The sequence below is a fragment of the Citricoccus sp. NPDC055426 genome (assembly GCF_040677445.1).
Classification (GTDB): Bacteria; Actinomycetota; Actinomycetes; order Actinomycetales; family Micrococcaceae; genus Citricoccus.
This window is the reverse complement of record NZ_JBFARZ010000003.1, coordinates 1-25,712: the sequence shown is the minus strand read 5'-3', so window position 1 is coordinate 25,712 and position 25,712 is coordinate 1. Positions and strand designations below refer to the sequence as shown.

Here is a 25,712-nt window from a genome sequence, read left to right as displayed (position 1 = left end):
ACCATGCCTGCCGACGTCGTACCCCCGTCACGCCCCGACACCTCGGGTGAGAAGACGCTGATCATCCTGCGTCACGCCAAATCGGACTGGCCCCTCGGGGTGCCGGACCATGACCGCCCGCTCGGCGGGCGCGGCACCCGGGAGGCGCCCGAGGCCGGGAGGTGGCTGGTGCGGCAGAGCCTGTACCCCGAGATGATCCTCTGCTCGGATGCCGTGCGCACCCGCCAGACCTGCACGTGGGTGTGCAACGAGCTGGGGGAGAAGGCGCCGACGCCCTACCTGGACTCGCGGCTCTATGACGCCGACGCCGCCCGCGCCCTGGCCGTGATCAACGAGACCGAGGAGCAGGTGCGCACCCTGATGGTGATCGGGCACATGCCCTGGGTCCAGGACCTCGGGATGCGTCTCGCCTCCGTGGACTCGGATGAGGAGGCGGTGGTGAGCATGGCCGAGCGCTATCCCACCCTGGGGCTGCAGGTCTTCCGGATCCCGGGCGAGTGGGCCGCCCTGGACGGCCGCGATGCGCGGATGACTCACTTCACCGTGCCGCGGCCCTAGCCCGCCTCCCGTCCCCGCCGGCTCAGGTCTTCGCGTCCTGGCGGGGCACGACCACCCGGCGGATGATCAACAGGACGGCCGCGGTCACGGGGATGGCGACGAGGGCGCCGATCAGCCCGAGCAGCGTGCCGCCCACCAGCGCGCCGATCACCACGAGCGCGCCGGGGATGGAGATGGCCCGGCTCATCACCCGCGGCGTCAGCAGGTAGGCCTCCACCTGCATGTAGACCAGGTACGCGATCGCGAAGACGATCGCGGAGGCCGGGTCCACGAAGAGGGCGAAGAAGCTGCCGATCACCCAGAACAGGACCGTGCCCACGAGCGGGATGATGGTGATGCAGAAGGCCGTGACGGCCATGAGGGCCGGGAAGGCCAGTCCCAGGACCAGGTGGAGGATGAAGACCACTACGGCGTTGAACAGGGCGAGGACGACCATGCCCGCGAGGTAGGCACCCACGGACTGGGTGATCTCCTCCGTGAGGTCCTCGATCCCCGGCCGGTTCCGCGCGGGGGCCAGGCGGTAGAGGGCCCGTTTCATCGACCGCAGCGAGGCGAGGAAGTACAGGGCGAGGACGAGGATGATCAGCGCCCCGGAGACCCCGTTGGCGATCCCCACGCCGGCCTGCAGGGCCCCGCCGCCGATCATGGCCAGGCTGTTGGGATCGGTCAGGAAGCCCTCGACCTGGGCGGTGAGCGTGCCCAGGCCCTCTCCGAAGATCTCCTCCAGGCGGGCGAAGAGCGGAGAGGTCATGAAGTCGTCCACCATGCCGGGGATGCCCTGGACGAAGTTGGCGACCTGCTGCACCACGGTGGGCACGATCAGCCAGAGCACCCCGGCGATCGTCAGCAGGAAGGCGAGCACGGTGATGGTGATGCCCCACGGGCGCGCGAGGCCGCGGCGCTCCATGACACGGACCGCCGGATCGAGGGCGAGTGCCAGGAACAGGGCCAACAGGATGTACACCAGGACCGTGCTCAGGGACGTCAGGGCCGCCCCGAGCAGGATCGCGGCCAGGCCACCGAGGGTGAGGACGAAGCCGAAGCCGAAGGGGTGGCCCACGGCGTCCAGCGCCGCCCTCAGCTTCGAGCGGGTGCTGCCGCGGTCGGCGCGCGGCGCCGGGGGTGTCGGGATCGCCGCGGCTGGGGAGGCCGGAGAGGCCTCCGCCCGGGCAGGGGACTGGACGTCCGGACTCTCGTCGGGGTCGAGGGGGTCTTCGGTGGCCATGGTCACCATTGTGTGCGAATCACCGGGCCCTGTCTTCCACGGCGCCACAGTGTTCCTGCCGAGCCACAGTGTTCCTGCCGAGCCACAGTGATTTTCGCTGTGGCGCGGCAGGATCCGTGGGGCGGTGGGCGTCCCGACAACGGGCGGCCATGATGGACGTCAGGAGCGATAGGAGTGATGAGATGACAGACCACCACCATGAGGCCGCGGGCGAGATCCCGGACGTGTCCTTGACGGCCGCCAGCCGGTTCGTGGCCGGAACCGGATTCGAGATCGAGGAGGTCACGCCCACCTCGGTGACCGGCCACGCCGACTTCGGGCCGGACCAGCACACGCCGTGGGGCGTGGTCCACGGCGGTGTCTACACCACCATCGTGGAGAGCGCCGGCAGCGTCGGGGCCAGCCGGGCCGTGCTGGAGCAGGGCAAGTTCGCGGTGGGCGTGCACAACGCCACCGACTTCCTGCGTCCGAGCAGCGGCGGCCGGGCCCTGGTCCGGGCCACCGCCCTGCACCAGGGCCGCACCCAACAGCTCTGGGAGGTCATCATCACCGCCGCCGAGGGCGGCAAGGTCCTGGCCCGGGGGCAGCTGCGGCTGCAGAACGTGCCGCTGCCGGCCACGGGGGAGGAACGGTGAGCGCCGCCCCGCGGCAGAACCAGGAGAACCGGGAGAACCAGCAGACCCGGGAGACCGTGGTCCGCTGGGAGGACACCGCTGAGGCCATGGCGGCGCTGCCTGAACTGGCGGGCCTCGAGTTCCTGCGCCGCATGATCTCGGGGGACCTGCCGGGCCCGCCGATCTCCGGCCACGTCCGGATGGACCTCGTGGCGGCGGAGGAGGGCAGGGTGGTCTTCCGGTGCGAGCCCGATGAGTCCCACTACAACCCCATCGGGGCCGTGCACGGGGGACTGATGTGCACCGTCCTGGATTCGGCGCTCGGCTGTGCCGCCCACTCCACCCTGCCCGCCGGCATGGGGTACACCTCCATCGACCTCACCGTGAACTACCTGCGACCCGTCCGGGCGGACAGCGGGCCGCTGACCTGCACGGGAACCGTGATCAAGCCCGGTCGACGGGTGGTGTTCGCCGAGGCCGAGATGGTGGATGCCGCAGGGAGGGCCGTGGCCACCGCGACCGGTTCCCTGCTGGTGTTCCCGATCGGACCCGACGCCGCCTGAGGGGCGCGTTGCAGCAGAAGGACGGCCCCACCCCGCCGGCTGGCGGGGTGGGGCCGTTGCTCCGGTGGATCAGTGACCCACCCGGGTGGGTCAGCTGCTCAGTTGCTCAGTCCTGCGGCAGCTGGTCGTACCCGTAGAGCACCTTGGCCACCTCGGCGCGGGTGATCGGCTGATCCGGGCGGAACTCGCCGGTGCTGTACCCGATCACCAGTTCCTCGGCGGTGAGCCAGGAGATGGCCTCCTGGTGGGGGTTGCCTGACGGCACGTCCGAGAAGACGGGCGCGGTGCCGTCCGCCGGTTCCGGCGTCGCGGTGCGGTAGAGGAACGAGGCGAACTCCCCGCGCGTCACCTCGCGGGTCGGTTTGAAGGTGCCATCCGCGTAGCCCTGGGTGATGTCCAGGGCCTGGGCCCAGGAGATCGCGTCATAGAACTCGTGGTCCTGCCGGATGTCGGGGAAGGAGGTGCCGTCCTCGACGGGCTCCTCGCCCCAGTACCGGTACAGGAACGCCAGCGACTCACCGCGGGTGATGTCCCGGCGGATGCCGTAGCTGCCGTCCGCGTAGCCCACGGACAGGCCGGTCAGCTGCATCCACCGCACCGGCTGGTAGTACCAGGTCTCCTGATCGGTGTTGTCCGTGAAGTCGGCGGGCTCCTCGGCGGGATCCTGGCACTCGAAGCTCGCGGCGTCCTCCGGGTCGCCCTCGGTGTAGACGGCGACCTCGGGATAGGCGCACAGCGGGCGGCTGCGGTCCGTGGACCAGTCCGCGGGCAGGGCGGCGTTGCCCGGGTTGACCCAGGCCTTCAGGCTGTCCGGCTGCTGGCCGGCCTCCACCCAGTCCACGAGAGCGGCCAGCGAGTCGTGCTGGTCGGTCGCCGGTCCGCCGGAGACGTGGTCCATGCCCGGCACCTCGTAGTACTGCACGAAGTCGGAGGCGTCCCCGCCGTGGGCGGCCTCGAGGTCCCGGTACCAGGCGGCGGTGTCCTCCATGGAGAACACCCCGTCCGAGGCGCCGTGGATCACCATCATCTTGCCGCCGGAGGCCTTCAGGTCCTGGTACTCCAGGTCCGGAGGCGTCATGAACTCCATGGCGCTCTCGGTGTAGAGACCTGAGGTGGCGTAGATGGAGGCGTTCGCCTCGTCGATGTCCAGGTCCAGGACGAAGTCCCGGAGGCCGTCCATCGGCGGTGCGTAGGGCGGAGCCGAGAAGACGTACCCGACGGCCGTGGAGTCCAGCTGGATCGGGGCGAAGAACTTCCAGAAGCCCCAGCCGCCGCTGACCAGTCCCGGATCGTAGGCGAAGGAGCTGTAGATCTCCTCACCCTCGGAGGTGGTGGCGCCGGCGAAGACCTTCGTGACGACCCCCTTCTGGTCCTCACTCAGGCAGGTTCCGTCCCGGTCCGCCTCGCAGGTGGGCACGTGCTCGGCCACGGAGAAGGTCTCCTGGCAGCCCGCGCTGTCCTGGACCATGCCGTCCTCGAGGCCGTCCAGCCCGTCGCACTGCGCCAGGATGGCCGTGGCCAGCACGGTCCGCTCATCCGGGGTCAACGCCGTGTTCAGGTCCGCACTGGTGGCCACCGAGTCCCACTGCTGGGCGCCCCAGAGCTGGGCGGTGGCGGCCTGCGGCAGGTTGAAGCCGGGGGCCAGGGCCAGGAACCCGTCGTAGTCGTCCGTGTAGCGGGAGGCACCGATCATGGTGTGCCGTCCGCCGTTGGACCCGCCGGTCATGTAGGAGAACTCCGGGCCCTCGCCATAGCGTTCCGTGACCAGCGCCTTGGCCATGGGGGTCAGGGTGCCGACGGCCTGATAGCCGTAGTCGAGTCGCGCCTGCGGGTCCAGCCCGAAGGACGGGTTCTGGCTGCCGGTGTGGCCCGCATCCGAGCTGATCACGGCCATGCCCATCTGCAGGCCGCTCTCGCCGCCGCCGACACCGCCGGTCGCCGTCGCCACGCTCCCGTCCATGCCGCCGTTGGCCTGGTAGAGGTACTGGCCGCTCCAGTCGGCGGGCAGGCGCATCTCGAAGCCGATCGCATACCTCTGACCGTCGACCTCGGAGGTGCGCTCGTTCATGTGGCCCGTGACGAGGCAGTGCTCGCCGATGGGAGCTCCCCGGTTGGTCAGTTCGCCGGCCGGGACGGTCTCGGCCTCGGTGATGACGGTGGACTCGAAGTCGAAGGTGGCCAGGTCCGCGCATTCGGCCGGGTCGGGAGCCGGGGAGGAGGCCGGCTGCCCGGAGGCCAGGGCCGGCGCGGCACCGGCGAGCGTCAGGGCGAGGACGGCGACGCCGGCCAGCAGGCCGGTGCGGCCGCGGCGCCTGAGGCGCGGTGTGGGTTCGCTGCTCATCTCAACACCTGCCCTGGGGCCGGAGGCTGAGCCTTCGGTGACTGGTGGGTCGTGCGGGAACAAGACGGTGTTTCACGGTGATGTCCTTTCACGGGGGACCGCCTCTGCGCCAGGAATTGCGATGGCGTGATGCGTGTCACATCAAGGCGATGTCGTCATGCTAGGACACTCCGTTGTGGTCCACAACGGTCGGTGACGTCAATGAAGCGGTCGAGTCTGGATGAGGCCGGATGAGGCCGGACGAGACCGGATGGGTCTGAAGGAGGCCACGCCGGTTTCATTCTGCGCGCAGCCACAGCGTTCCTGCCGAGCCACAGCGATAAACACTGTGGCTCGGCAGGATCGGTGTGGAGGCCAGGATCGTCCTGGAGGCGTGAGGGAACGCAACAAAAAACCCGGACCGAAGTCCGGGTCTGTGTGGCCTGCTGGCCTGTGGTGCGCCCTAAGGGATTCGAACCCCTGACCTTCTGTTCCGTAGACAGACGCTCTATCCAGCTGAGCTAAGGGCGCATCGGCCGCGATCGGCCTTGAAAGACTATACCGGTCCACCTGCTGTTCACCAAATCATCCGCCGCGCCGCATCAGGCCGGGCCGGGCTGGCCCACCGCGGGAGGCGCGCCGCGCGTAGGAGGTGCGTGGCCGGCGTCGTGCCCCGGGGGTTGCGCGGGTGGATGTCAGGTGACGTCACCGGGAAATCCACGGAAAGTCCGTGGGTAGAATGGCTGGCGGAGACGGTGTACGCACAATGGGGTGCCGGCCGGCCACGGCCGCATTCCCCTGTGCCCAACCGGAATGCACCCGCAACCCAATGGAGGGAACCCTCATGGCCAACAACTCCTCACTCGCGTTCGCAGATCGCGCCGTGGCGGAAGCGCCGACCAGCTACGGCAAGCTGCTCGACTGGGTGAAGGAGGTTGCCGAGCTCACGGAGCCGGACTCCGTGTATTGGGTGGACGGCTCCCAGGAGGAGTATGACCGCCTCGCCGGGGAACTGGTGCAGGCCGGAACCTTCGTCAAGCTCGCCGAGGACAAGTTCCCGAACTCATACGCCGCCTTCTCGGACCCTGCCGACGTGGCCCGCGTGGAGGACCGGACGTTCATCTGCTCCGAGAAGGAGGAGGACGCCGGCTTCACCAACAACTGGATGGACCCCTCCGAGATGAAGGGCATCCTGAGCGAGACCTTCAAGGGCTCCATGCACGGGCGCACCATGTACGTCATCCCCTTCGTCATGGGCCACCTGGAGGCCGACGACCCGAAGTTCGGGGTCGAGATCACGGATTCCGCCTACGTGGTGAACTCCATGCGCATCATGGCCCGGATCGGCACCGACGTGCTGCAGAAGATGGAGGAGACCCAGGCCTTCTTCGTCCCGGCCCTGCACTCCGTGGGCGCCCCGCTGGAGGAGGGCGAGGCCGATGTGGCCTGGCCGTGCAACGAGACCAAGTGGATCGTGCACTTCCCCGAGGAGCGCTCCATCTGGTCCTACGGCTCCGGCTACGGCGGCAACGCCCTGCTGGGCAAGAAGTGCTACGCCCTGCGCATCGCCTCGGTGATGGCCCGGGACGAGGGCTGGCTGGCCGAGCACATGCTGATCCTGAAGCTGACCAACCCGGCGGGCAAGTCCTACACGATCTCCGGCGCCTTCCCCTCGGCCTGCGGCAAGACCAACCTCGCGCTGATCGACCCGACGATCGAGGGCTGGAAGGCCGAGACCCTCGGCGATGACATCACCTGGATCCGACCCGGCAAGGACGGGGAGTTCCGGGTGGTCAACCCCGAGTCCGGCTACTTCGGCGTGGCACCGGGCACCGGTTGGTCCACCAACCCGAACGCCATGAAGGCGATCGCGAAGGGCAACTCGATCTTCACCAACGTGGCCCTCACGGATGACGGCGGCGTGTGGTGGGAGGGCATGACGGACGAGGTCCCGGCCCACCTGACGGATTGGCGGGGCAATGACTGGACCCCCGAGTCCGGTACCCCGGCGGCGCACCCGAACTCGCGCTTCTGCACCCCGATCGACCAGACGGAGATGCTCGCGGACGAATACCACGAGCCCAACGGGGTCAAGCTGGACGCGATCCTCTTCGGCGGCCGCCGCAAGACGACCATCCCGCTGGTGACCGAGTCCTTCGACTGGGAGGACGGCATCTTCAAGGGCGCCACCCTGTCCTCGGAGACCACGGCCGCCGCCGCCGGCGCCGTGGGCGTGGTCCGCCGCGACCCGATGGCCATGCTGCCCTTCATCGGCTACGACGCGGGCGACTACCTGGAGCACTGGGTGAAGGTCTCCGGTGAGGTCGACCAGGCCAAGCTGCCGCGGATCTACCTCGTCAACTGGTTCCGCCGCAACCGGGATGGCGGCTTCGCCTGGCCCGGCTTCGGGGAGAACTCCCGCGTGCTCAAGTGGGTCGTGGAGCGTCTTGAGGGTACCGCCGAGGCGGTGGAGACGGCCATCGGGCGCGTCCCCACCCCGGAGGCGCTGGACCTGAGCGGCCTGGACCTCTCGGACGCGGACCTCGAGGACGCCCTGCGGGTGGACCCCGAGGAGTGGAAGGACGAGGTGGCCTCCATTGAGGAGTGGTTCGCCCGCTTCGGAGCCTCCCTGCCCGCCTCGATCGCCGGCCAGTTGGACGGGCTGAAGGAGCGCGTCCACCAGGCCTGATCGGCCCAGGTCGCACCCTGCGCGCCGCCGCCCGGTACCCCGCTGGTACCGGGCGGCGGCGTTTAACGGCTCGGGGCCGGCGTCGGGAAGGGGGATTCCCGACGCCGGCCCCGGGGCTCGGCGAGATGGTGCGGCTGGGGTGCGCGGCGGCCGAGGTGGCCGCCGCCCCCGGCTCAGGCGGCCAGCCAGAGGTCCGGGCCGAAGACCTCGTAGTGGATGTCCGTGGCGGGGATGCCGGCGGCGATCGCCTGGGAGCGGACGGCCTTCATGAAAGGCAGCGGCCCGCAGAGGTAGAGCTTGGCGTTGGCCGGCAGCTCGATGTGCCCGAGGTCCATGAAGCCCTGGCGCGCTGCCAGCTCCTCGGCGGCGCCGGCGGTGTCCTCCAGCCAGAGGGCCAGGTCCGCGTTCGGCAGGGCGGCGAGCGACTCGCGCATCTGCTCCTTCAGGGCCCAGTCCTGCTCGGTGCGTTCGGCGTGCAGCACGAGCACCTGGCGGTCCGAGGCCTCCTGGGCCAGGGTCTGCAGCGCCGAGGCGCTCGGGGTGCAGCCGATGCCGGCGGTGGCCAGGACGATCGGGCCGCCGGAGCTGTCCAGGGTGATGTCCCCGTAGGGGTTGGACAGCTCGACGACGTCACCCACGGTGATGTGCGCGTGCAGGTGGGGGGACACCTCGCCGCCCTCATCCAGCTTGGTGGTGAACACGCGCGAGGTGGTGGAGGTCGCGTCCTCGGACAGGGAGTACTGGCGGCACTGGCGCAGCCCGTCCTCCAGCTTCACGCGCACGGAGACGAACTGACCGGGGCGGCCCGCGGTGGCCGGGGTGTCATCGGCGGGTTCGAAGCGGAAGGTGATGCTGCCACGGCCGGCGGCCTCCTTGGCCACGAGGCGCCAGGGGGTCCAGACCTGGTCATTGGCCTGCTGGGCGTAGAGGCCCTTCTCGATCTTGATCAGGGCGTCCGCCATGAGCCAGTAGACCTCGGTCCAGGCGGCGGCCACCTCCGCGGTGACGGCTTCGCCCAGGATCTCCACGATCGCCGCGAAGAGGTGCTCGTAGACGATCTGGTACTGCTCCTCGACGATGCCCAGGGAGGTGTGCTTGTGGGCGATCCGGGACAGGACCTGCTCCGGAAGGGTGTCCGGGTGATCGAGCAGGTGCTGGGCGAAATGCACGATCGCGCCGGCCAGGGCCTTCTGCTGGGTGGCGTTGCTCTGGTTGGCACGGCTGAAGAGTCCATCGAGCAGCTCAGGACGTGCCTCGAACATGCGCGCGTAGAACCTCGGGGTGATCTGTTCGTCCATGTGTGCGGCGACCACGGGAAGCGTGGCCTCGATGACGGGGCGGGCGGTGTCCGAGAGCATGGAGTGACTCCTTCGTCTGCGATACTTGCATTGGGTATGCAAGATTTATGATCTCAGTTCTACACGCTGTAGAACTCGAGGGCAAGTCGACGGGCCCCGGCAGGTCGGGGAGGGGTCAGCGCGCGGGGAGGGAGGGCATCGGCAACCGGACCACGGCGTCGGAACCGGTGAGCTCTGCCACGGTGGTGCCGTCCAGCTCCGCGTAGAACGCCTCGCGGGCCCGGGCCAGGGAGCGGCGCAGCCGGCAGCCCTCTACCAGGGGGCAGGCGTGACCGTCCGGGGAGTCCTGTCCGGTGCAGTCCACGATGTCGGTCTGCGTGTCGAGGTCACGCAGCAGCGCCCCGATCGACAGGGCGAGCCCCGCCTCCGTGATCCGCGCGCCGCCGTTCCGGCCCCGGGTCACGTCCAGCGCCCCGCGCCGCTTCAGCTCCAGGATGGCCTTGCTCACGTGGTTGTACGGGGTGCCGACCGCGTCGGCGATGTCCCGGCCCGTCATCTGACGGTCGGGTCGGGCACCCAGGATCATGAGGGTGCGCAGGCAGACGTCGCCGAACGCATTGAGTTTCACGGTGCCATTGTCCCAGACGGCCGCTCCGGCACCGGCGGTGGGCGGCCGGGTCCTCCACAGGGCCCGACGACGGCCGCCGGCTCCACCGTGCGGCCCGCCGGACGCATGGGGTGTCCGTGGGGGCTGGAATACTGGCGCCATGATGCAGAACGAGACCGATCCTGGCACCAACACCGGCACCGACGGGGGCCGGGCCGAGTTGCGGGCGGAGGCCCGGGAGATCCTGGGCCGGCTGGTGGGCCGCCAGGACGCGGACTTCCACCCCGGCCAGTTCGAGGCGATCGAGGCGCTGGTGGCGGACCGGCGCCGGGCCCTGGTGGTGCAGCGCACGGGCTGGGGCAAGTCCGCCGTGTACTTCGTGGCCTCCCTGCTCCTGCGGGTTCGCGGGGCGGGCCCCACGCTGATCGTCTCGCCGCTGCTGGCCCTGATGCGGGACCAGGTGGCGGCCGCCGCCCGGGCCGGGGTGCGCGCCGAGGCCATCAACTCGGCGAACCCGACCGACTGGGAGCGGATCCGCGAGCGGTTGGCGGAGGACTCGGTGGACGTCCTGCTGGTCTCCCCGGAGCGGCTCAACAACCCCCAGTTCCGGGACGTGCAGCTGCCTGACCTGATCCGCAGGACCGGCCTGCTGGTGGTGGACGAGGCGCACTGCATCTCGGACTGGGGCCACGACTTCCGGCCTGACTACCGGCGGATCCGGGACCTGATCGCCCAATTGCCGGGCTCTGGGGGCCGGTCGGTTCCGGTGCTCGCCACCACCGCCACGGCCAATGAGCGGGTGGTCCAGGACGTGGCCGAACAGCTCGGCGTGGACGGAGCCGGGGACGTCTTCGTCCTCCGCGGCCCGCTGGCCCGGTCCTCGCTGCGGCTGGGGGTGCTGCGCATGCCGAGTCCGGCCAGCCGGCTGGCCTGGCTCCTGACCCACCTGAGCTCCCTCCCGGGGTCCGGGATCGTCTATACGCTGACCGTCTCGGCCGCCGAGGACACGGCACGGGCGTTGCGGGACGCCGGCCACGAGGTGGCGTCCTACACCGGACGCACGGATCCGGAACAGCGGGCCGAGCTGGAGCAGGCGCTGAAGGAAAACCGGATCAAGGCGCTGATCGCCACCTCCGCGCTCGGCATGGGGTTCGACAAGCCGGACCTGGGCTTCGTGGTGCACTTCGGGGCGCCGAGCTCCCCGGTGGCCTACTACCAGCAGGTCGGCCGTGCGGGCCGGGCCACGGACCACGCCGATGTGCTGCTGCTGCCCGGCCCCGAGGACCGGGACATCTGGCGGTACTTCGCCACCACGTCCATGCCGGATGAGCACCGGGCCCGCGCCGTGCTGGGCGAACTGGAGGCCGCCGGCAAGCCCCTGTCCGTCCCGGCCCTGGAGACCCGGGTGGACCTGAAGCGGACCCCCTTGGAGCTGCTGCTCAAGGTCCTGGCCGTGGACGGAGCCGTGGAGCGCACCCAGGGCGGGTGGCAGCGCACCCGCGAGCCGTGGACCTATGACGGGGAGCGCTACGGCCGGGTGGCCCAGGCCCGGGTGGACGAGGAAAAGCTGATGCTGGACTACGAGAACACGTCCGGGTGCCGCATGGAGTTCCTCTCCCGGGTGCTGGACGATCCCGAGGCCGCCCCCTGCGGCCGGTGTGACAACTGTGCCGGCCCCTGGTTCCCCACCTCGATCGACGAATCCGCCAAGGGCAGCGCCTCGAAGGCCCTGGGCCGGGTCGGCGTGGAGATCGAGCCGCGGCGCAGCTGGCCCAGCGGCATGGACCGGCTGGGGGTCCCGCTCAAGGGGCGGATCCCGGAGGAGTCCCAGGTGCTGGAGGGCCGCGCGGTGGCACGGCTGACGGACCTGGGCTGGGGAGGGCGGCTGCGGACCCTGTTCGCGGAGACCGAGTCCGGAGTCCAGGACGCCCCCCTGGACCAGGACCTGTTGCAGGGGGCGGTCCAGGTCCTGGCGTCCTGGGAGTGGGCGGAACGGCCCATCGCCGTGGTGTCCGTGCCCTCCCGGTCCCGCCCGCAACTGGTGGGGTCCTTTGCCGAGGGCATCGCGAGGATCGGACAATTGCCGTACCTGGGCTCCCTGGAACTGGTGGACGGCGGCCCCCGCGGGGAGTCCGGCGGCAACAGCGCGTTCCGGCTGGCCGCGGTGTGGCAGATGTTCACCGTGCCGCAGGAGCTGGCCGCCCACCTGGGAGAGGCCCGCGAGGCCGGCCGGCACGGGCCGGTGCTGCTGCTGGATGACCGGGCGGAGAGCCGGTGGACCCTCACGGAGGCCGGCCGCGTGCTGCGAGAGGCGGGGGCCAGCGGTGTCCTGCCCTTCGTGCTGGCCCTGAACGGCTGAGCGGTTGAACGGGCGAGCGACTGAACGGCGGGGCCGGTCCGGAGGTAACTGCAGGACGGGGCGGGACAGGGGGCGAGGCTCCCGGCCCGGTAACGTGGTGCCATGGATCTCGACACCCTGCTCAACGTCGCCCTGGTCATGTTGTTCGTGCTCATCGGCGGCGTCTTCGCCGGCACGGAGATGGCGATCGTCAACCTGAGGCAGTCGCAGGTCCAGGCGATCGAGGACAGCGGGGCGCGGGGTGCCAAGACCGCGGCGCTGGTCCGGAATCCGAACCTCTTCCTCTCGGCCGTGCAGATCGGCGTCACCGTGGCCGGATTCTTCTCCTCGGCCTACGGCGCCTCAACCATCGCCCCGGACCTCGTCCCCGTGCTGGTGGGGTGGGGGGCCGGCGAACAGGCCGCCGGGACGGTGGCGCTGGTGGGCATGACCCTGGTGATCGCCTACCTGTCCCTGGTCTTCGGCGAGCTGGTGCCGAAGCGGCTGGCCATGCAGAACGCCGTGGGCTTCACCAAGGTCCTCGCCCCGCCACTGAATGCCTTCTCCGTGCTGATGCGGCCGGTCATCTGGCTGCTCTCCGTCTCCACCAACGGGGTGGTCCGGCTCCTCGGCGGAGATCCGAAGGCACATCAGGAGGCGGTCTCAGCGGAGGAGATCCGGTCCATGGTCACCACCTCGGAGGCCCTGGAGGACACGGACCGGCACGTGCTGCAGTCCGTGTTCGACGCCGCCGAGCGCACCGTGGTGGAGGTCATGCGGCCCCGCCCGGAGGTGAACTTCCTCGATGGCGAGATCACAGTGGGCGAGGCCCTGCGTGAACTGGCCTCCCTGCCGAACTCCCGCTACCCCGTGACGGGCGAGGACACGGATGACGTGCTGGGCTTCATCCACATCCGGGACCTGCTGCGCATCGGGGACCACTCGCTCACCCTGGCCGGCATCGCCCGGGAGATCACGGTGCTGCCCGGAACAGTGGACGTGCTGCAGGCCCTGGGCCGCATGCGCTCCAGCGGCAACCAGATCGCCCTGGTGATCGACGAGTACGGCGGGACGGACGGGATCGTGACCCTCGAGGACCTGCTGGAGGAACTCGTCGGGGACATCTATGACGAGTTCGACGACGGCCTGGCGCCGGAGGACACCGCACTGCGGCAGGGGCAGGACGCCGAGGTGGACGGCGGGCTGATCCTGCAGGAACTCGTCCAGCAGACCGGGGTGGAGCTGCCGGATGACGGCTCCTACGAGACGGTCGGGGGCTTCGTCATGGCCCAGTTGGGGCGGGTGCCCGAGGAAGGGGACCGGATCGAGACCGAGGGCGCAAACCTGGAGGTCCTGGGCATGGACGGGCACCGGGTGAGTCGGGTCCGGGTCACCCGGGACACGGACCCGCAGGCGGATCCCGCCTGACCACACCCCTGATCACCCCCTCCTGATCACTTTGAGGGCAATGCCAACCAGTGCGTATTGCCCTCAAAGTGCAAGGAAGGGGGGCAGGCGGTCAGGGGTCAGGCGGTCTGGCGGACGAGCTCCAGGACGGTGTCGCGGACGGTGGCCATGGTGGCGGGGTCGTGGGCCTCGCCGTTGTAGCGCAGGAAGGGTTCGGTGTTGGAGGGGCGCAGGTTGAACCACCAGGTCCCGTCGGCGGCGGCGACGGTGGTGCCGTCCATGGTGTCCACGGTGACCTCCGCGCCGGCGAGCTGGGCGTCCGGCAGGCAGGCCTGACAGGTGGTGCTGGTCCCGCCGTCGGTCCGGCCGGCCTCGATCCACCCGTTGGCGAAGACCTCCAGCACCCGGTCCACCGCGGCGTCCTTGTCCTCGACCTCGGAGTTGATCTCCCCGGAGGCGGTGTACGGGTCGTACTCGGCGGCCAGTTCGGACAGCGGCCCGTCCTGGGCGCCCAGGGCCGCCAGCACGTGCATCGCGGCCAGCATGCCGGTGTCCGCGTTGAAGAAGTCCCGGAAGTAGTAGTGCGCGGAGTGCTCCCCGCCGAAGACCGCACCCTCGGAGGCCATCACGGCCTTGATGAAGGAGTGGCCCACCCGGGTCTTCACCGCCCGGCCCCCGGCGGCGGCCACCAGCTCGGGCACGGCCCGGGAGGTGATCAGGTTGTGAATGACCACCGGCTCGGCCTCGGGCGCCTGGATCACCCCGTTGACGGTGTCCCCGGCCTTGGCGCGGGCGATCTCCCGGCGGGCCACCAGACCGGTCACGGCCGAGGGCGAGACGGGGGCGCCGGTCTCGTCGATCACGAAGCACCGGTCGGCGTCCCCGTCGAAGGCCAGCCCGATGTCCGCCGAGTGGGCGAGCACCGCGGCCTGCAGGTCACGCAGGTTCTCCGGTTCCAGCGGGTTCGCCGGGTGGTTGGGGAAGGTCCCGTCCAGCTCGAAGTACAACGGCTCGATCTGCAGCGGCAGGCCCGCCAGCACGGTCTGGCCCAACACGGCCGGGGTGGTCATGCCGGCCATCCCGTTGCCGGCATCCACCACCACCTTCAGCGGACGGATCCCGGACAGGTCCACCAAAGAACGCAGGTACGCGGCATAACCGGCCAGCACGTCCTGCTCGGTCACCGCACCGGTAGCCGAGGCAACCGGCACCTCACCGGAGTCCAGATAGGACTGGGCCACGTCCCGGATCTGGAACAGGCCCGTGTCCGAGGAGACCGGCACCGCCCCGGCCTTCGCCATCTTCATCCCGTTGTAGGCGGCCGGGTTGTGGGAGGCGGTGAACACCACCCCGGCGGCCTGTTCCACCCCGCAGGCGTAGTAGAGCATGTCCGTGGACACCAGGCCCAGCATCACCACATCCGCCCCCCGGGCCGTGGCGCCCTCGGCGAAGGCCGCCGCGAAGCCCGGCGAGGAGGGACGCATGTCCCCGCCCACCAACACCCGGGACCCGGCCAGCCCCAGCACGTCCACGAACGCCGCCCCCACGGCCCGCACGGACGCCTCGGTGATGGACTCCCCGACGATGCCACGCACGTCATAGGCCTTGAAGGACTGGCTGAGATCAATTGGTGTGGTCACGGTCCCCCATCTTAGGACAGCCGCCCGCACGCCGGCCGAAGCTAGAGTCGAGGCCGTGGACACAGCAGCCGGGGGACCGTGGGCGGGGCATGTGCCCGGCACCCCCGGGTACCGCCGCCTGCTGCTGGGACTGTTCCTGGCCGGCGTCGCGACCTTCGCCCAGCTGTACTCGCCCCAGGGACTGCTGCCGCTGATCAGCGGCGATCTCGGCATCCCCGCCTCGGACGCGGCGCTGATGATCTCGCTCGCGACGCTCGGACTGGCCCTCGGCGTGATCCCGTGGTCCTACGCCGGCGACCGCCTCGGCCGCAAGCGGGCCATGGGGTGGGCCATCCTGGCCGCCTGCCTCTTCTCCCTGGCCGCCGCGGTGATGCCGGGGTTCGGCGGCGTCCTCGCCTTCCGCCTCCTCGAGGGTTTCGCCCTGGGCGGGGTCCCGGCCCTGGCGCTGGCCTACCTCAACGAGGAGGTCAACGCCGCCTCATCCGCCCTCGCCGCCGGCACGTACATCTCCGGCACCACCATCGGTGGACTCGCCGGCCGGCTCCTGGCCGTGCCCGTGGGGGAACTCCTCGGGTGGCGTGCCGGGCTGCTGGCCGTCACCGTGATCGCGGTGGCCTGTGCGACGGCCTTCCTCCTGCTCGTCCCGGCCGCCCGGGGGTTCATCCCGCATCGGACCTCACTACCCGGGGCCGTGCGGTCGTTGGCGGGCAACCTACGATCGCCCCTGCTGCTGCTCGTCTACGCCCAGGGGTTCCTGCTGATGGGCGGCTTCGTGGCCATGTACAACTTCCTGGGCTTCCACCTCGCCGAGGCGCCCTTCAACCTGCCGCTCTCGGTGGTCTCGCTGGTGTTCGTGGCCTACCTGGCGGGCACCTGGACCTCGCCGTTGGCCGGCCGGCTGGCCGGGCGTTTCGGACGGAAGCCGGTGCTGCTGGCGTGCATCGCCATCATGATCGCCGGGGTGCTGCTGACCCTCGTCCCGGTGCTTCCCGTGGTGCTGCTGGCCGCGATCGTCTTCACGGGCGGCTTCTTCGCGGCCCACGCCGTGGCCTCAGGCTGGGCGGGGGCCGCCGCCGTGGCGGGGCGGGCCCAGTCCGCCTCGCTCTACAACTTCGGCTACTACGCGGGGTCCAGCCTGTTCGGCTGGCTCGGCGGCGTGTTCCTGGCCGGGGCGGGGTGGCCGGGGACCGTGCTCATGACGGTGGCCCTCGCCCTGCTGGCCCTGGGCCTGGCCTGGTGCATCCGCAGCCCGCACGCCGGCACGTGATCCTCCACACATCGTCCCTCTCAGCAAACTCTCATACGTGCTGTCTACCCACGTCAGACGCGATGTACAGGACCAAAGACGGTTAGATGAGAGCGCTCTCATTCGCGGCTCATTCACCGCTCATGGGCCGTTGGTTCCATAGTTCCTGAGGCCGGCGGAACACCCCGAACGGTCACCGAGACACAGTGAGAGGCCCGCCATGACCATCGAGATCACGAACCCGACCAGCGCCATGACGATCATCGACACCGCTGGCACCACCTACCAGCGTGCCGAGCTGCCGACCCGCATCCAGGCCGCCTACACCACCCGCTTCGTGGGGGCCGCCCTGGAGGCCGACCGTTCCGCCTTCCACCTGGCCACCGGCCCCACCGTCACCCCGAAGGCGGGCGACGTGGTGGTGGCCCGCGTGTCCGAGATCCTCAACCACAAGCGGATCGAGACCCCGGAGTCCCGCAAGGCCATCCTCTTCCCGGACCACATCGTGATGCTGGCCTACGGCCACCGCTACGCCGCCGACCAGTTCCTGGCCCACGTCCCGGACTCGCTGGAGCCCTGCCACCTGGTGGCCGCGGGAGGCGTGGCCGGCACCGTCACCGAGCAGCACGCCAACATGGACGAGCCCACCCGGATCGAGCCCCTCGGCCTGCTGGCGGATGCCCAGGGCATCGTCAACCTCTCCCGCTTCGCCCCCTACTCCCTGAACCCGGTCCCGGCGATCGGTTCCTCGGAGCAGGAGCTGGCCGCTGCCCTGCCGGGCCGCCCCACCGTGATCGCGGTGCTGGGCACGTCCATGAACTCGGGCAAGTCCACCGCCATGGCCACCCTGGTCAACGGCCTCACCAACGCCGGTCTGACGGTCTCCGCCGGCAAGTCCACCGGCACCGGTGCCGGCAATGACCCGATGATCTACGTGGACGGCGGCGCCGCCAAGGTCCTGGACTTCACGGACTTCGGCTACCCCACCACCTTCAAGCTGGACTTCGAGCAGGTCCGGTCCCTGACCGTGAACCTGGTGGACGCCATGGCGGAGACGGACACGGACGTGGTGGTCGTGGAGATCGCCGACGGCGTCTACCAGGGCGAGACGGCCCGGCTGCTGCGCGATCCGCTCTTCCAGTGCGTGGTGGACCGCGTGGTCTTCGCTGCCGGTGACGCCCTGGGTGCCGTGGCCGGCGTCCGCGAGCTGCAGGACTCCGGGCTGGACGTGGCCGCGGTCTCCGGCGTGCTGACCTCCTCCCCGCTGGCGACAGCCGAGGCCAACCAGGTCCTGGCCTGCGCCGGGGTCCCGGTCATCGACACCTACGAGCTGACCGACGCCGCCGTGTCCTCCGCCCTGCTGCCCCGCTCCTGACAGCCTGACAGACTGACCCCGAGGTCCCCATGACCATCCACCCCACCCTGGAGGACATCCTGAACCCGGATCGCCCCACAGCACAGAGGCACGACGACGGCCGGGCTGGCTCCCAGCGCCGGTTCCGGCTCTCGGCGGAGCCCCAGGCCGGAGACGAACCCGGAGACGGTCTCGGGGGCGGTGTCGGGGACGAAGCCCTGGGTGCCGCCACCGACGCGGAGGATGAGGGCACCACCGAGGCCACCGGTGCGGGGGAGAAGATGCCGACCGTCTGGTCCGGCCGGCGCCGCTACCTGCTGGTGATCCTGTTCCTCCTGGGCGTCTTCCAGGCCGTCATGGCGCTGGTCATGTCCTTCGCCGTGGACTCCCTGCTGGGGATGCCGGCCCAGGTCAACGCCGCCCTGAACGCCGGGACCGCCCCGGACGGGAGCGCCCTGGACCCCGCGGCCGCCGCCGAGGCCGGCACCTATATCCCGTGGCTGCAGCTGTCCATCCTGGTGGTCGCCGTGCTCTCCATCTTCGGCGCCCGCTGGGGCGAGCGCGTGGTGGGGGAGGACCTCGGTCAGGACTACGTCTACGAACTGCGCCGCAAGCTGATCGGTACCACGCTGGCCGGTTCCGGCAACGCCTCGCTCGGGGTGACCATCACCCGTGCGTCCAACGACCTGACCGCTGTGCGCAACTGGGTCTCCCAGGGGATCGTCCCGCTGATGACCTCGCTGCCCCTGATCGTCGTGGTGCTCGGGGTGCTGGCGATCTCCAACTGGCAGGTGGGCCTGGCGGTGGGGGTCCCGATCGTGCTGCTGGGCCTGGCCGTGCCGCCCATGGCCAAGGCGACCTTCGTGCGCGCGAGGTATCTGCGCCGCCGTCGTGGCCGGATGTCCGCCCGGATCGCGGACACCGTGCGCGCCGGGGAGTCGATCCAGGCGGCCGGCGGGGTCAACCGCGAGCTCAATGCGCTGGACCGGGACTCGGGCAAGGTGGTCAACGCCGCCGTGGCCCGCGCCCGCATCACCGGCCTGGTCCGGGCCTCCGCCATCACGGCGGCCTCGCTGGCCACCGCAGCCGTGGTGGTGCTCGGCACCCTCGGGCTGATCGACACCGCCGGGGTGGCCTCCGCCATGACCCTGGTGGGCGTCATGTCCGCCCCGCTGGGGGACCTGGGCCGCGTGGTGGAGTACCGGCAGAACTACAAGGCGGCCCGCCGCATCCAGGCACCCCTGCTGGCACAGGCCGAGGTGCTGAGGCAGGCGGAGAAGGACCGTGAGGAGCACTGGAAGGACGTGGAGCGGGACCGCTCGAGCACCGGCCGCCACGGCCTGCGGATCCGCCGGATGGTGGTGCAGGGCCAGCGCGTGCCCATGCTCCAGGCCGCTGCCGGGGACGTCATCCACATCCAGTCCCATGACCCGGGCCGGATCCAGCCCTTCCTGCTGAACCTGCTGGCCGGGCAGAACACCGGTGCGGAGCCGGGGCAGCCCACACCCGCGCTGGACATGCTGGTGGACGGCTACGACTACACCCTGGCCCCGGGCCGCCAGCGGCGCAAGCTGCTCGGCCATGCCTCGGTGCGCGTGCCGCTGGAGCGCGGCACCGTGTCCCGCGCCATCGCCTACCGCAACCCGAAGGCCACGGAGGAGCAGACCCGGGAGGCCTTCGCCCGGGTGGGGCTGGACCGCGTGCTGAGCCAGTTCCCGAAGGGCGCGCAGACCCGGATCAAGAACGGCGGCCAGCCGCTGACCGGCTCCCAGGTGGCCCGGCTGAAGCTGGGCCGGGCGCTGCTGGAGGACCCGCCGTTGCTGGTCCTGGACGGGATCGACTCCGATCTGGATTCGGAGGGGATCCGCCTGCTGCGTGCCGAGCTGGAGGACTATCCAGGCGTGGTGCTGTTCACCTCGCAGAACCCCTCGCGGGTGGCCCCGGGCCACCGGGTCTGGACGGTCGACGCACCCTGAGGTAGTCGACCTAGACTGGAGACCATGGAATACCTCATTCCGCTGTTGATCATCGTGCTCGTGGCCGTGCTGGTCAGTGGCGTCGCGTGGCTGTACTCGCGCCGCTCCTCCGCCGGCGGGGGCCAGGCCTCCGGGCGTGCGGGCAGGCCGCGCCGTGGGTCCCTGGCCGGCCGCGTGAGCGCGGACAGCGCCCGGGCCGCCTCGACCCGGCTGGACCAGGACACCCACCGCGAGGTGTACCGCCTGATCGCGGCCGGCCGCACCGCCGAGGCGATCACCGCCTACCGCCGGAGCACCGGGGCCGGCACCTTCGAGGCGATGCTGGACGTCCAGGCGCTCGCCACCTACCCGCAGATCTGGGCCAAGCCCACCGCCGGTGGCACCGCCGCCGGTAGCTCGCTTCACCCCGGGGGAACGACGCCGGCCGCCCCCTCCTCCTCGGACGGTCCCGGTCCAGTGGGGGCCGGGGATGAGACTGCCGGCCAGGACACGGGGACTCCGGGGAAGACCGGGCCAGCCGGCCACCGGGTCCCATCGGGGGACATCGCCGACGGGACCGATCTGGTGGTCCCCGAGGACTGGCTGGGTGACCGTCTGCCCGCCGACCGTCCCTTCGAACTCGAGGTGGTGCGGGACGAGACCACGGTCCGCGTCTCCTCCGATGACCTGCCGCCGTTTCTGCGCGACCAGCTGACCGCCCTGGTGCGGGACGGCCGCGTGGAGGACGCCGCGCTGGAGCTCTCGGCCCATACGGTGCTCACGGCGGAGGAGGCCCTGCAGTTCCTGCACATCCTCCAGCGGGAACAGGGCCAGGACGACTGAGCCGACTGAGCCGACTGAACCGGCTGCCCGGACGCCGCTGACCGGCCCGGACACGGAAGAAGCCCGGGAACTCGAGGTTCCCGGGCTTCTCACACTGCGGAGACGGGGGGATTTGAACCCCCGGTCCAGCTTTCACCGGACCCTTCATTAGCAGTGAAGTCCATTCGGCCGCTCTGGCACGTCTCCACTGTCGCCATCGATGAGATGGTAACCCTGACATGCTAGCCGTCACAGGCCCCTGAGTTCAAAGCGAGCCTGCGGAGTGACTATCCCACGTCTCCCACGTCGCCGACGGTCTTCCACAGGAACTCCAGGGACCGCGCGTGCAGGGCGGCGGCCTGCCGGTTGTCCGAGGCCCCGGCATGGCCGCCGTCGAGGTCCTCGTGGAACCACACGTTCGGCACCCCCAGGTCCAGCATGCGGGCGGCCATCTTGCGGGCCTGCACCGGCCCCACGCGGTCATCCGAGGTGGCCGTCCACACGAGGAGGTCGGGATACCCGGTCCCCGGCCCGCCGCCGTCGCGCCCCTCGGCCGCACCCGCCACGGGGCGGTTCAGCAGCAGGTGGTACGGCGAGAAGGTGCGGATGAACTCCCACTCGGCCGGAACGTCCGGGTCGCCGTACTCGGCGATCCAGCTGTGGCCGGCGGACAGCACGGTGTACCGGCGCATGTCCAGCAGGGGCACCCCGCAGCTCAGGGCGCCGAACAGCTCCGGGTACAGGGTGGCCATGGCGCCCATCAGCAGCCCGCCGTTGGAGCGGCCGGTTGCGGCCAGGTGTGCGCGGTCCGTGACGCCGCGGCGCTGCAGGTCCCGGGCGATGGCGGCGAAGTCCTCGTAGGCGCGGTGGCGGTTCTGCTTCAGGGCGGCCCGGTGCCAGTCGGGGCCGTATTCGCCGCCGCCGCGGATGTTGGCGATGACGTGGATGCCCTGCCGGCCCCCGGGGTTGCGGCGGGTCAGCCAGCCGCGGCCGTAGACCCCGGAGTAGCCGGGCAGCTTCGAGGCGAGGAAGCCACCGTATCCGTCCATCAGCACCGGGTTGGCGCCGTCCAGTTCGAGGTCCGCGGGGCCGATCTGGAAGTACGGGACCCGCGTGCCGTCGTCGGACACCGCGAAGTGTTGGCGCACCTGGAGTCCCGTGGCGTCGAAGCGCTCCGGTCCGGTCCGCACGGTGACCAGCGCGGGCACGACGCCGGCCGGTACCGTCCCGGGGTCGGCCGCACCCAGGTGCGTCGGCAGGGTGGCGCGCAGCAGGGTCGGCGGCGTCAGGGCGCCGGTGGCGGTGATCCACAGGTCGTCGCCGCAGTCCGGGTCCTCGTCGTCAACCGCGGCCACGCCCAGCGTCAGGAACGGGTCGGCGGGGTTGGGGTTCTCCAGCATCAGGCGCCGGGTGGCGTCCAGGGCTGGCGTACGTACCGGGGCGGCGGTGCCGGACTCCGGGGCGGCCAGCGAGCTCTGCGGCAGTGCGTACACGGCCGAGGCCACGTCCTGCAGGACGGTCAGCACCAGGTGGGACGCGGTCCAGGTCCACGCGGACAGGGTGGTGCCGCCGGTGGGCAGGAAGGCCGGCCGCGGCTCCTCGGAGCCGTCCAGGAAGCCGTCCACGGTGCAGACCAGCAGCGAGCCGGCCGGGTGGGCCGCCCCGGGCAGCTCCCACTCGGACTTCAACAGGACGGTCAGCCACTGCCGGTGCACGTCCACCTCGGCGTCCAGCGGGACCTCGAGGCGCCGCCAGCCGGGGCGCTCGCCGTCGGTGCCGGGCAGGCTGCCGGGGAGGGGGCCGGAAGGGGTGCTGGACGAAGTGTCGGACGGGGTCCCCGGTCCTCCGTCCGGCTCGCGCAGCCACGTGGTGGAGTCGTAGAAGTCGATCGCGTCGATCGCCACCGTCCGCTCCCACCCGGGCGTGGAGTCGTGGCCGCCGAAGGCCGCCACGTGGTCCCGGTCCACCGTGAACACGGTCTCGGCGGTCTCCAGCGTCCCGCCCCGGTCCAGCACCCGCAGGGTCCGCGCGTAGGAGGACCGGGTGGCGTCCCCGCCCTCCGGATCCCCGCCCTCCGTGTCTGCGCCCTCGGCATCTGGGCCTGGGCCCGGGTCCGTCACGGTGCCTACCAGCAACCGGTCGCGGCTGATCCAGGAGACCTGCGTCTTGGCCACGGGCAGCTCGAAGCCGGCGGGCGCGGTGACGAACGAACGCGTGGTCAGGTCGAACTCCCGCACGGCCACGGCGTCGCCGCCGTCGGGGGAGAGGCTCAGCAGGGCGCGGTCCCAGTCCGGGCGCAGCAGCCGCGCGCCGGAGAACACCCAGTCCGTGCCCTCGGTCGCGGCGAGGGCGTCCACGTCCAGCAGGACCTCCCACTCCGGCTCGCCGGCCAGGTAGGGCTCCCACCGGGCGCGGCGCCACAGCCCGCGCGGGTGATCGCCGTCCCGCCAGAAGTTGTAGTACCAGTCGCCCCGCTTGCTCACGTGGGGGATGCGGTCCGGGGCGTCCAGGATGGCGGTGAGGTCCTGCTGCAGCTCCGCGAACCGGTCCGAGTCCAGGAGCGACTCCGTCCGGGCGTTCTGCCGGTGCACCCAGTCAAGTGGGTCCTGACCGTGGATGTCCTCGAGCCAGAGGAAGTCGTCATGGGGCTGGGAGTCAGGGCTGAGCGGCATCCTCCTATGCAATCACAGTGCGCCCACCGTGACCGTAGGCTGGGGCGGAGAGCGGCACGCCGCCAGCAGACTGTCAGCACACCGCCAGCATTCCGTCAGCACACCGAGAGCACTCCGTCAGCACACCCCGCCGAGAGGAACAGCGTATGACCGCCGTAGTGCCCGAGGGTGCGCCCGAGGAACGGTTCACCGTGGCCGTGGTGGGGGCCGGCCCGCGGGGGACCTCCTTCCTGGAGCGGCTGCTGGCCGCCATCGAGCAATCCTCCTCAGAGCAATCCGCCGCAGAGCCTGCCGCGGCGTCCGCCTCGGCGTCCGACTCGGCAGCTGCGGGGGAGCCCGGCCGCACGGCACCGCTGCTGGACGTCGTGGTGATCGACCCCCACGAGCCGGGGCCGGGGCACGTCTGGCGGGACGGGCAGTCCGAGCTGTTCCTGATGAACACGCCGGCCTTCTTCCCCACCGTGGCGGCGGCCGGCACCCCGGGGCTGAACCCCTCCTCGGCCGCCCTGACCTTCGACCAGTGGCGCATGGCCCACCCGGACCGGTCCCGGGTCCTGGACCGCACCGACTATCCGCCGCGGGCCGTCTACGGCCGGTACCTGGCCGAGATGTTCCGGGAGGTGACGTCCGCGCTGAAGGGGCGGGCCGGCGTCGGGCATCTGTCCTGGCGGCAGGCCGAGGTGGTGCACCTGGCACCGGCACCGGCACCGGGATCCCGCGAGTCCGGCCGGGCGACCCTGACCCTGGACGACGGGAGCACCGTGGCGGCGGACGCCGTGGTGCTGTGCGTGGGGCACGTCCCGGCCCGGCTGACGGCCGAGCAACGGCGGCTCCAGGAGGCGGCGGACCGGCTGGGCCTGCACTACCGTGGCCCGAACATCCCCTGTGACCTGGACTGGGAGGCCATCCCCGCGGGCGAGGACGTGCTGGTGCGCGGGATGGGGCTGAACTTCTTCGACGGGCTGGCCCAGCTGACCCTCGGCCGGGGAGGGACGTACGCGGACACGGGGGCGGGCCCGGGCCGAGCCCTGGAGTACCGCCCCTCGGGCGCCGAACCGGTGCTCCACCCGGCCTCGCGCCGGGGCGTGTGCTACCTGCCCAAGGCGGAGCTGGACGCCTTCGTCCCGCACGCGGTCTCCCTGAAGTACCTGGTGCCCCAGGCCGTCGAGGCGCTGCAGGCCGAGCATGGCCCGCTGGACTTCACGGTCCACCTCTGGCCGCTCATCCACCGGGACGTGGTGCGGGCGTACTACAACGCGCTGGTGCACCTCCGTCCGGAGGTGCTGGGCGGGGCGGGACCGGCCACGGAGTTCCTGGCCGGGCTGGTGGGACTGCTGGAGCAGGCCGGCCGCGGGGAGCCCGTCACGCGTCACCAGGCCCAGTCCCTGCTGAACGAGTACGCGCCCGGCATGCCGTTCCTGGACATCCGGGACCTCGCCCGGCCCTTCGAGGGGCAGGTGTTCGCCACGGGGGAGGAGTACCAGCGGGAGGTGATCGGCTTCCTCGAGGGGATCTGCGCGGAGGCCGCCGCGGGGGAGGACTCCCCGCTCATGGTGGCGATCGGCACCCTGCACGCCGCGCGGCTGCAGGTGAAGCAGCTCGTGGCGGAGCGGCGGATCACGGACGCCTCCCGGCGCGGGGACGTGACCGGCTGGTTTGAGTCCCTCGTGGAGGGGACCGCCTCCGGCCCGCCGCTTCAGCGCGTGGAGCAGTTGCTGGGCGCGGCCCGGGCGGGCCTGGTCCGGTTCGTGGGCCCGGACCCCCAGTTCGAGCCCGACGCCGGCCGGTCCCGGCTCACGGTGTCCTCACCGCAGGTGGGTGGTGCCGTCCAGGGCCAGGACGTACACCGGGGATCGTGGATGGTGGAGGCGATGATGCCGCCGAACCGGGTGCTCGTCTCCGAATCGCCCCTGGTGTCCTCCCTGTTGGCCGAGGGGGTGGCCGTGCCCCATCCGGAGGAGGACGAGGAGGGCGATCCCGTGCCGGGGCGCGGCTTCGACGTGACGGATCGGCCCCACCGCCTCCGGGACGCCGCCGGAGCGGTGCACGAGCGGATCTTCGTGCTGGGGCTGCAGCTGGCCTCGGTCCAGTGGGGCACCGCCATCGCGGCGGAGGCCGGCCGCGACCCGGACGGACGGGCCCGCACCCTCGGGGACGCGGACGCCGCCGCCCGCGCCGTCTGGTCCCTCGCCCAGCGCCATTGAGCACAGTGACCCCCCCCATTAAGCGCACAGTGACCCCGCCCCCACTGTTGTGACGGGGCGGGGTCACTCTGTGCCCGGTGAGGGCGTGTCAGCGACGGGCTGAGCTGTCAGCCTTCGTTGGCGATCATGGTCTCGTAGCGGTAGAGGATGGTGGCGACCTCGGCGCGGGTGATGTGCCGGTCGGGCTGGTAGGAGCCGTC

The 25,712-nt window shown here is 71.1% G+C and carries 17 protein-coding genes and 2 tRNA genes; 11 read left to right on the top strand and 8 right to left on the bottom strand.

Features of this window, described 5'->3' with window-relative positions:
• Positions 1–3 precede the first annotated feature (3 nt).
• Positions 4–558 carry a histidine phosphatase family protein gene (locus AB0K08_RS05925; RefSeq protein WP_363352605.1) on the top strand — a complete coding sequence of 185 codons (555 nt, stop codon included), beginning with the start codon at positions 4–6 and terminating at the stop codon, positions 556–558.
• 22 nt (positions 559–580) lie between these two features.
• Here AB0K08_RS05925 and AB0K08_RS05920 read toward each other — a convergent pair whose 3' ends face one another.
• Positions 581–1,783 (bottom strand): AI-2E family transporter, encoded by a 1,203-nt coding sequence (locus tag AB0K08_RS05920; RefSeq protein ID WP_363352604.1) that lies wholly within the window; start codon positions 1,781–1,783, stop codon positions 581–583.
• Positions 1,784–1,965: 182 nt separating this feature from the next.
• Between AB0K08_RS05920 and AB0K08_RS05915 the strand changes: the two genes are divergently transcribed.
• Together AB0K08_RS05915 and AB0K08_RS05910 are read left to right on the top strand one after the other, a co-directional pair.
• Positions 1,966–2,418 (top strand): PaaI family thioesterase, encoded by a 453-nt coding sequence (locus AB0K08_RS05915; RefSeq protein WP_363352603.1) that lies wholly within the window; start codon positions 1,966–1,968, stop codon positions 2,416–2,418.
• The gene (locus tag AB0K08_RS05910) at positions 2,415–2,960 is read left to right on the top strand and encodes a PaaI family thioesterase (protein WP_363352602.1); all 546 of its coding nucleotides are present in this window, start codon (positions 2,415–2,417) and stop codon (positions 2,958–2,960) included. The genes AB0K08_RS05915 and AB0K08_RS05910 overlap by 4 nt, the downstream gene beginning before the upstream one ends.
• Before the next feature lie 106 nt (positions 2,961–3,066).
• Here the strand turns inward: AB0K08_RS05910 and AB0K08_RS05905 are convergent, their stop codons facing one another.
• Both AB0K08_RS05905 and AB0K08_RS05900 read right to left on the bottom strand, forming a co-directional pair.
• Complete coding sequence (locus tag AB0K08_RS05905) at positions 3,067–5,301, bottom strand: tannase/feruloyl esterase family alpha/beta hydrolase (protein ID WP_363352601.1); 2,235 nt, start codon at positions 5,299–5,301, stop codon at positions 3,067–3,069.
• A gap of 433 nt (positions 5,302–5,734) precedes the next feature.
• Positions 5,735–5,811 (bottom strand) — tRNA-Arg (locus AB0K08_RS05900).
• Between the two features lie 313 nt (positions 5,812–6,124).
• Here AB0K08_RS05900 and AB0K08_RS05895 point away from each other — a divergent pair.
• Positions 6,125–7,969 (top strand): phosphoenolpyruvate carboxykinase (GTP), encoded by a 1,845-nt coding sequence (locus AB0K08_RS05895; protein ID WP_363352600.1) that lies wholly within the window; start codon positions 6,125–6,127, stop codon positions 7,967–7,969.
• A gap of 173 nt (positions 7,970–8,142) precedes the next feature.
• On the opposite strand, the gene AB0K08_RS05890 is transcribed toward AB0K08_RS05895, so the two are convergent.
• Together AB0K08_RS05890 and AB0K08_RS05885 are read right to left on the bottom strand one after the other, a co-directional pair.
• Positions 8,143–9,327, bottom strand: a complete 1,185-nt coding sequence (locus AB0K08_RS05890) for a globin domain-containing protein (protein ID WP_363352599.1) — start codon at positions 9,325–9,327, stop codon at positions 8,143–8,145.
• Between the two features lie 115 nt (positions 9,328–9,442).
• Entirely contained in the window at positions 9,443–9,895 is a 453-nt protein-coding gene (locus AB0K08_RS05885) for an Rrf2 family transcriptional regulator (RefSeq protein ID WP_363352598.1), read from the bottom strand.
• Between the two features lie 139 nt (positions 9,896–10,034).
• On the opposite strand from AB0K08_RS05885, the gene AB0K08_RS05880 reads away from it, so the two are divergent.
• Positions 10,035–12,233 (top strand): RecQ family ATP-dependent DNA helicase, encoded by a 2,199-nt coding sequence (locus tag AB0K08_RS05880; protein WP_363352597.1) that lies wholly within the window; start codon positions 10,035–10,037, stop codon positions 12,231–12,233.
• A 102-nt stretch (positions 12,234–12,335) separates the two neighbouring features.
• Positions 12,336–13,640: a hemolysin family protein gene (locus AB0K08_RS05875; protein ID WP_363352596.1), complete on the top strand. Its 1,305-nt coding sequence runs from the start codon at positions 12,336–12,338 to the stop codon at positions 13,638–13,640.
• 98 nt (positions 13,641–13,738) lie between these two features.
• Here AB0K08_RS05875 and manB read toward each other — a convergent pair whose 3' ends face one another.
• A complete protein-coding gene (gene manB / locus AB0K08_RS05870; protein ID WP_363352595.1) occupies positions 13,739–15,259 on the bottom strand; it encodes a phosphomannomutase/phosphoglucomutase in 1,521 nt (506 codons plus the stop codon).
• A 55-nt stretch (positions 15,260–15,314) separates the two neighbouring features.
• On the opposite strand from manB, the gene AB0K08_RS05865 reads away from it, so the two are divergent.
• The 4 genes from AB0K08_RS05865 (at position 15,315) to AB0K08_RS05850 (ending at position 20,657) form a co-directional block, all read left to right on the top strand.
• Entirely contained in the window at positions 15,315–16,526 is a 1,212-nt protein-coding gene (locus tag AB0K08_RS05865) for an MFS transporter (protein WP_363352594.1), read from the top strand.
• A 199-nt stretch (positions 16,527–16,725) separates the two neighbouring features.
• The gene (locus tag AB0K08_RS05860) at positions 16,726–17,880 is read left to right on the top strand and encodes a DUF1611 domain-containing protein (protein ID WP_363352593.1); all 1,155 of its coding nucleotides are present in this window, start codon (positions 16,726–16,728) and stop codon (positions 17,878–17,880) included.
• Positions 17,881–17,909: 29 nt separating this feature from the next.
• Positions 17,910–19,835, top strand: coding sequence for an ABC transporter transmembrane domain-containing protein (locus tag AB0K08_RS05855; protein WP_363352592.1), 1,926 nt, complete (start codon positions 17,910–17,912; stop codon positions 19,833–19,835).
• Positions 19,836–19,859: 24 nt separating this feature from the next.
• Complete coding sequence (locus AB0K08_RS05850; protein ID WP_363352591.1) at positions 19,860–20,657, top strand: hypothetical protein; 798 nt, start codon at positions 19,860–19,862, stop codon at positions 20,655–20,657.
• A gap of 97 nt (positions 20,658–20,754) precedes the next feature.
• Here AB0K08_RS05850 and AB0K08_RS05845 read toward each other — a convergent pair.
• Positions 20,755–20,843 (bottom strand) — tRNA-Ser (locus AB0K08_RS05845).
• 80 nt (positions 20,844–20,923) lie between these two features.
• Positions 20,924–23,308: a prolyl oligopeptidase family serine peptidase gene (locus AB0K08_RS05840; protein ID WP_363352589.1), complete on the bottom strand. Its 2,385-nt coding sequence runs from the start codon at positions 23,306–23,308 to the stop codon at positions 20,924–20,926.
• A gap of 146 nt (positions 23,309–23,454) precedes the next feature.
• On the opposite strand from AB0K08_RS05840, the gene AB0K08_RS05835 reads away from it, so the two are divergent.
• Complete coding sequence (locus tag AB0K08_RS05835; RefSeq protein ID WP_363352588.1) at positions 23,455–25,512, top strand: FAD/NAD(P)-binding protein; 2,058 nt, start codon at positions 23,455–23,457, stop codon at positions 25,510–25,512.
• Positions 25,513–25,712 lie beyond the last annotated feature (200 nt).

Excerpts from the sequence above, each read along its gene's own strand:
- AB0K08_RS05890 (WP_363352599.1), bottom strand. The coding sequence starts at position 9,327 with ATGCTCTCGGACACCGCCCGCCCCGTCATCGAGGCCACGCTTCCCGTG.
- AB0K08_RS05860 (WP_363352593.1), top strand. The coding sequence starts at position 16,726 with ATGACCATCGAGATCACGAACCCGACCAGCGCCATGACGATCATCGAC.
- AB0K08_RS05895 (WP_363352600.1), top strand. The coding sequence starts at position 6,125 with ATGGCCAACAACTCCTCACTCGCGTTCGCAGATCGCGCCGTGGCGGAA.
- AB0K08_RS05850 (WP_363352591.1), top strand. The coding sequence starts at position 19,860 with ATGGAATACCTCATTCCGCTGTTGATCATCGTGCTCGTGGCCGTGCTG.
- AB0K08_RS05920 (WP_363352604.1), bottom strand. The coding sequence starts at position 1,783 with ATGGCCACCGAAGACCCCCTCGACCCCGACGAGAGTCCGGACGTCCAG.
- AB0K08_RS05875 (WP_363352596.1), top strand. The coding sequence starts at position 12,336 with ATGGATCTCGACACCCTGCTCAACGTCGCCCTGGTCATGTTGTTCGTG.
- AB0K08_RS05880 (WP_363352597.1), top strand. The coding sequence starts at position 10,035 with ATGATGCAGAACGAGACCGATCCTGGCACCAACACCGGCACCGACGGG.
- AB0K08_RS05905 (WP_363352601.1), bottom strand. The coding sequence starts at position 5,301 with ATGAGCAGCGAACCCACACCGCGCCTCAGGCGCCGCGGCCGCACCGGC.
- AB0K08_RS05925 (WP_363352605.1), top strand. The coding sequence starts at position 4 with ATGCCTGCCGACGTCGTACCCCCGTCACGCCCCGACACCTCGGGTGAG.
- AB0K08_RS05835 (WP_363352588.1), top strand. The coding sequence starts at position 23,455 with ATGACCGCCGTAGTGCCCGAGGGTGCGCCCGAGGAACGGTTCACCGTG.
- AB0K08_RS05855 (WP_363352592.1), top strand. The coding sequence starts at position 17,910 with ATGACCATCCACCCCACCCTGGAGGACATCCTGAACCCGGATCGCCCC.
- AB0K08_RS05840 (WP_363352589.1), bottom strand. The coding sequence starts at position 23,308 with ATGCCGCTCAGCCCTGACTCCCAGCCCCATGACGACTTCCTCTGGCTC.
- AB0K08_RS05915 (WP_363352603.1), top strand. The coding sequence starts at position 1,966 with ATGACAGACCACCACCATGAGGCCGCGGGCGAGATCCCGGACGTGTCC.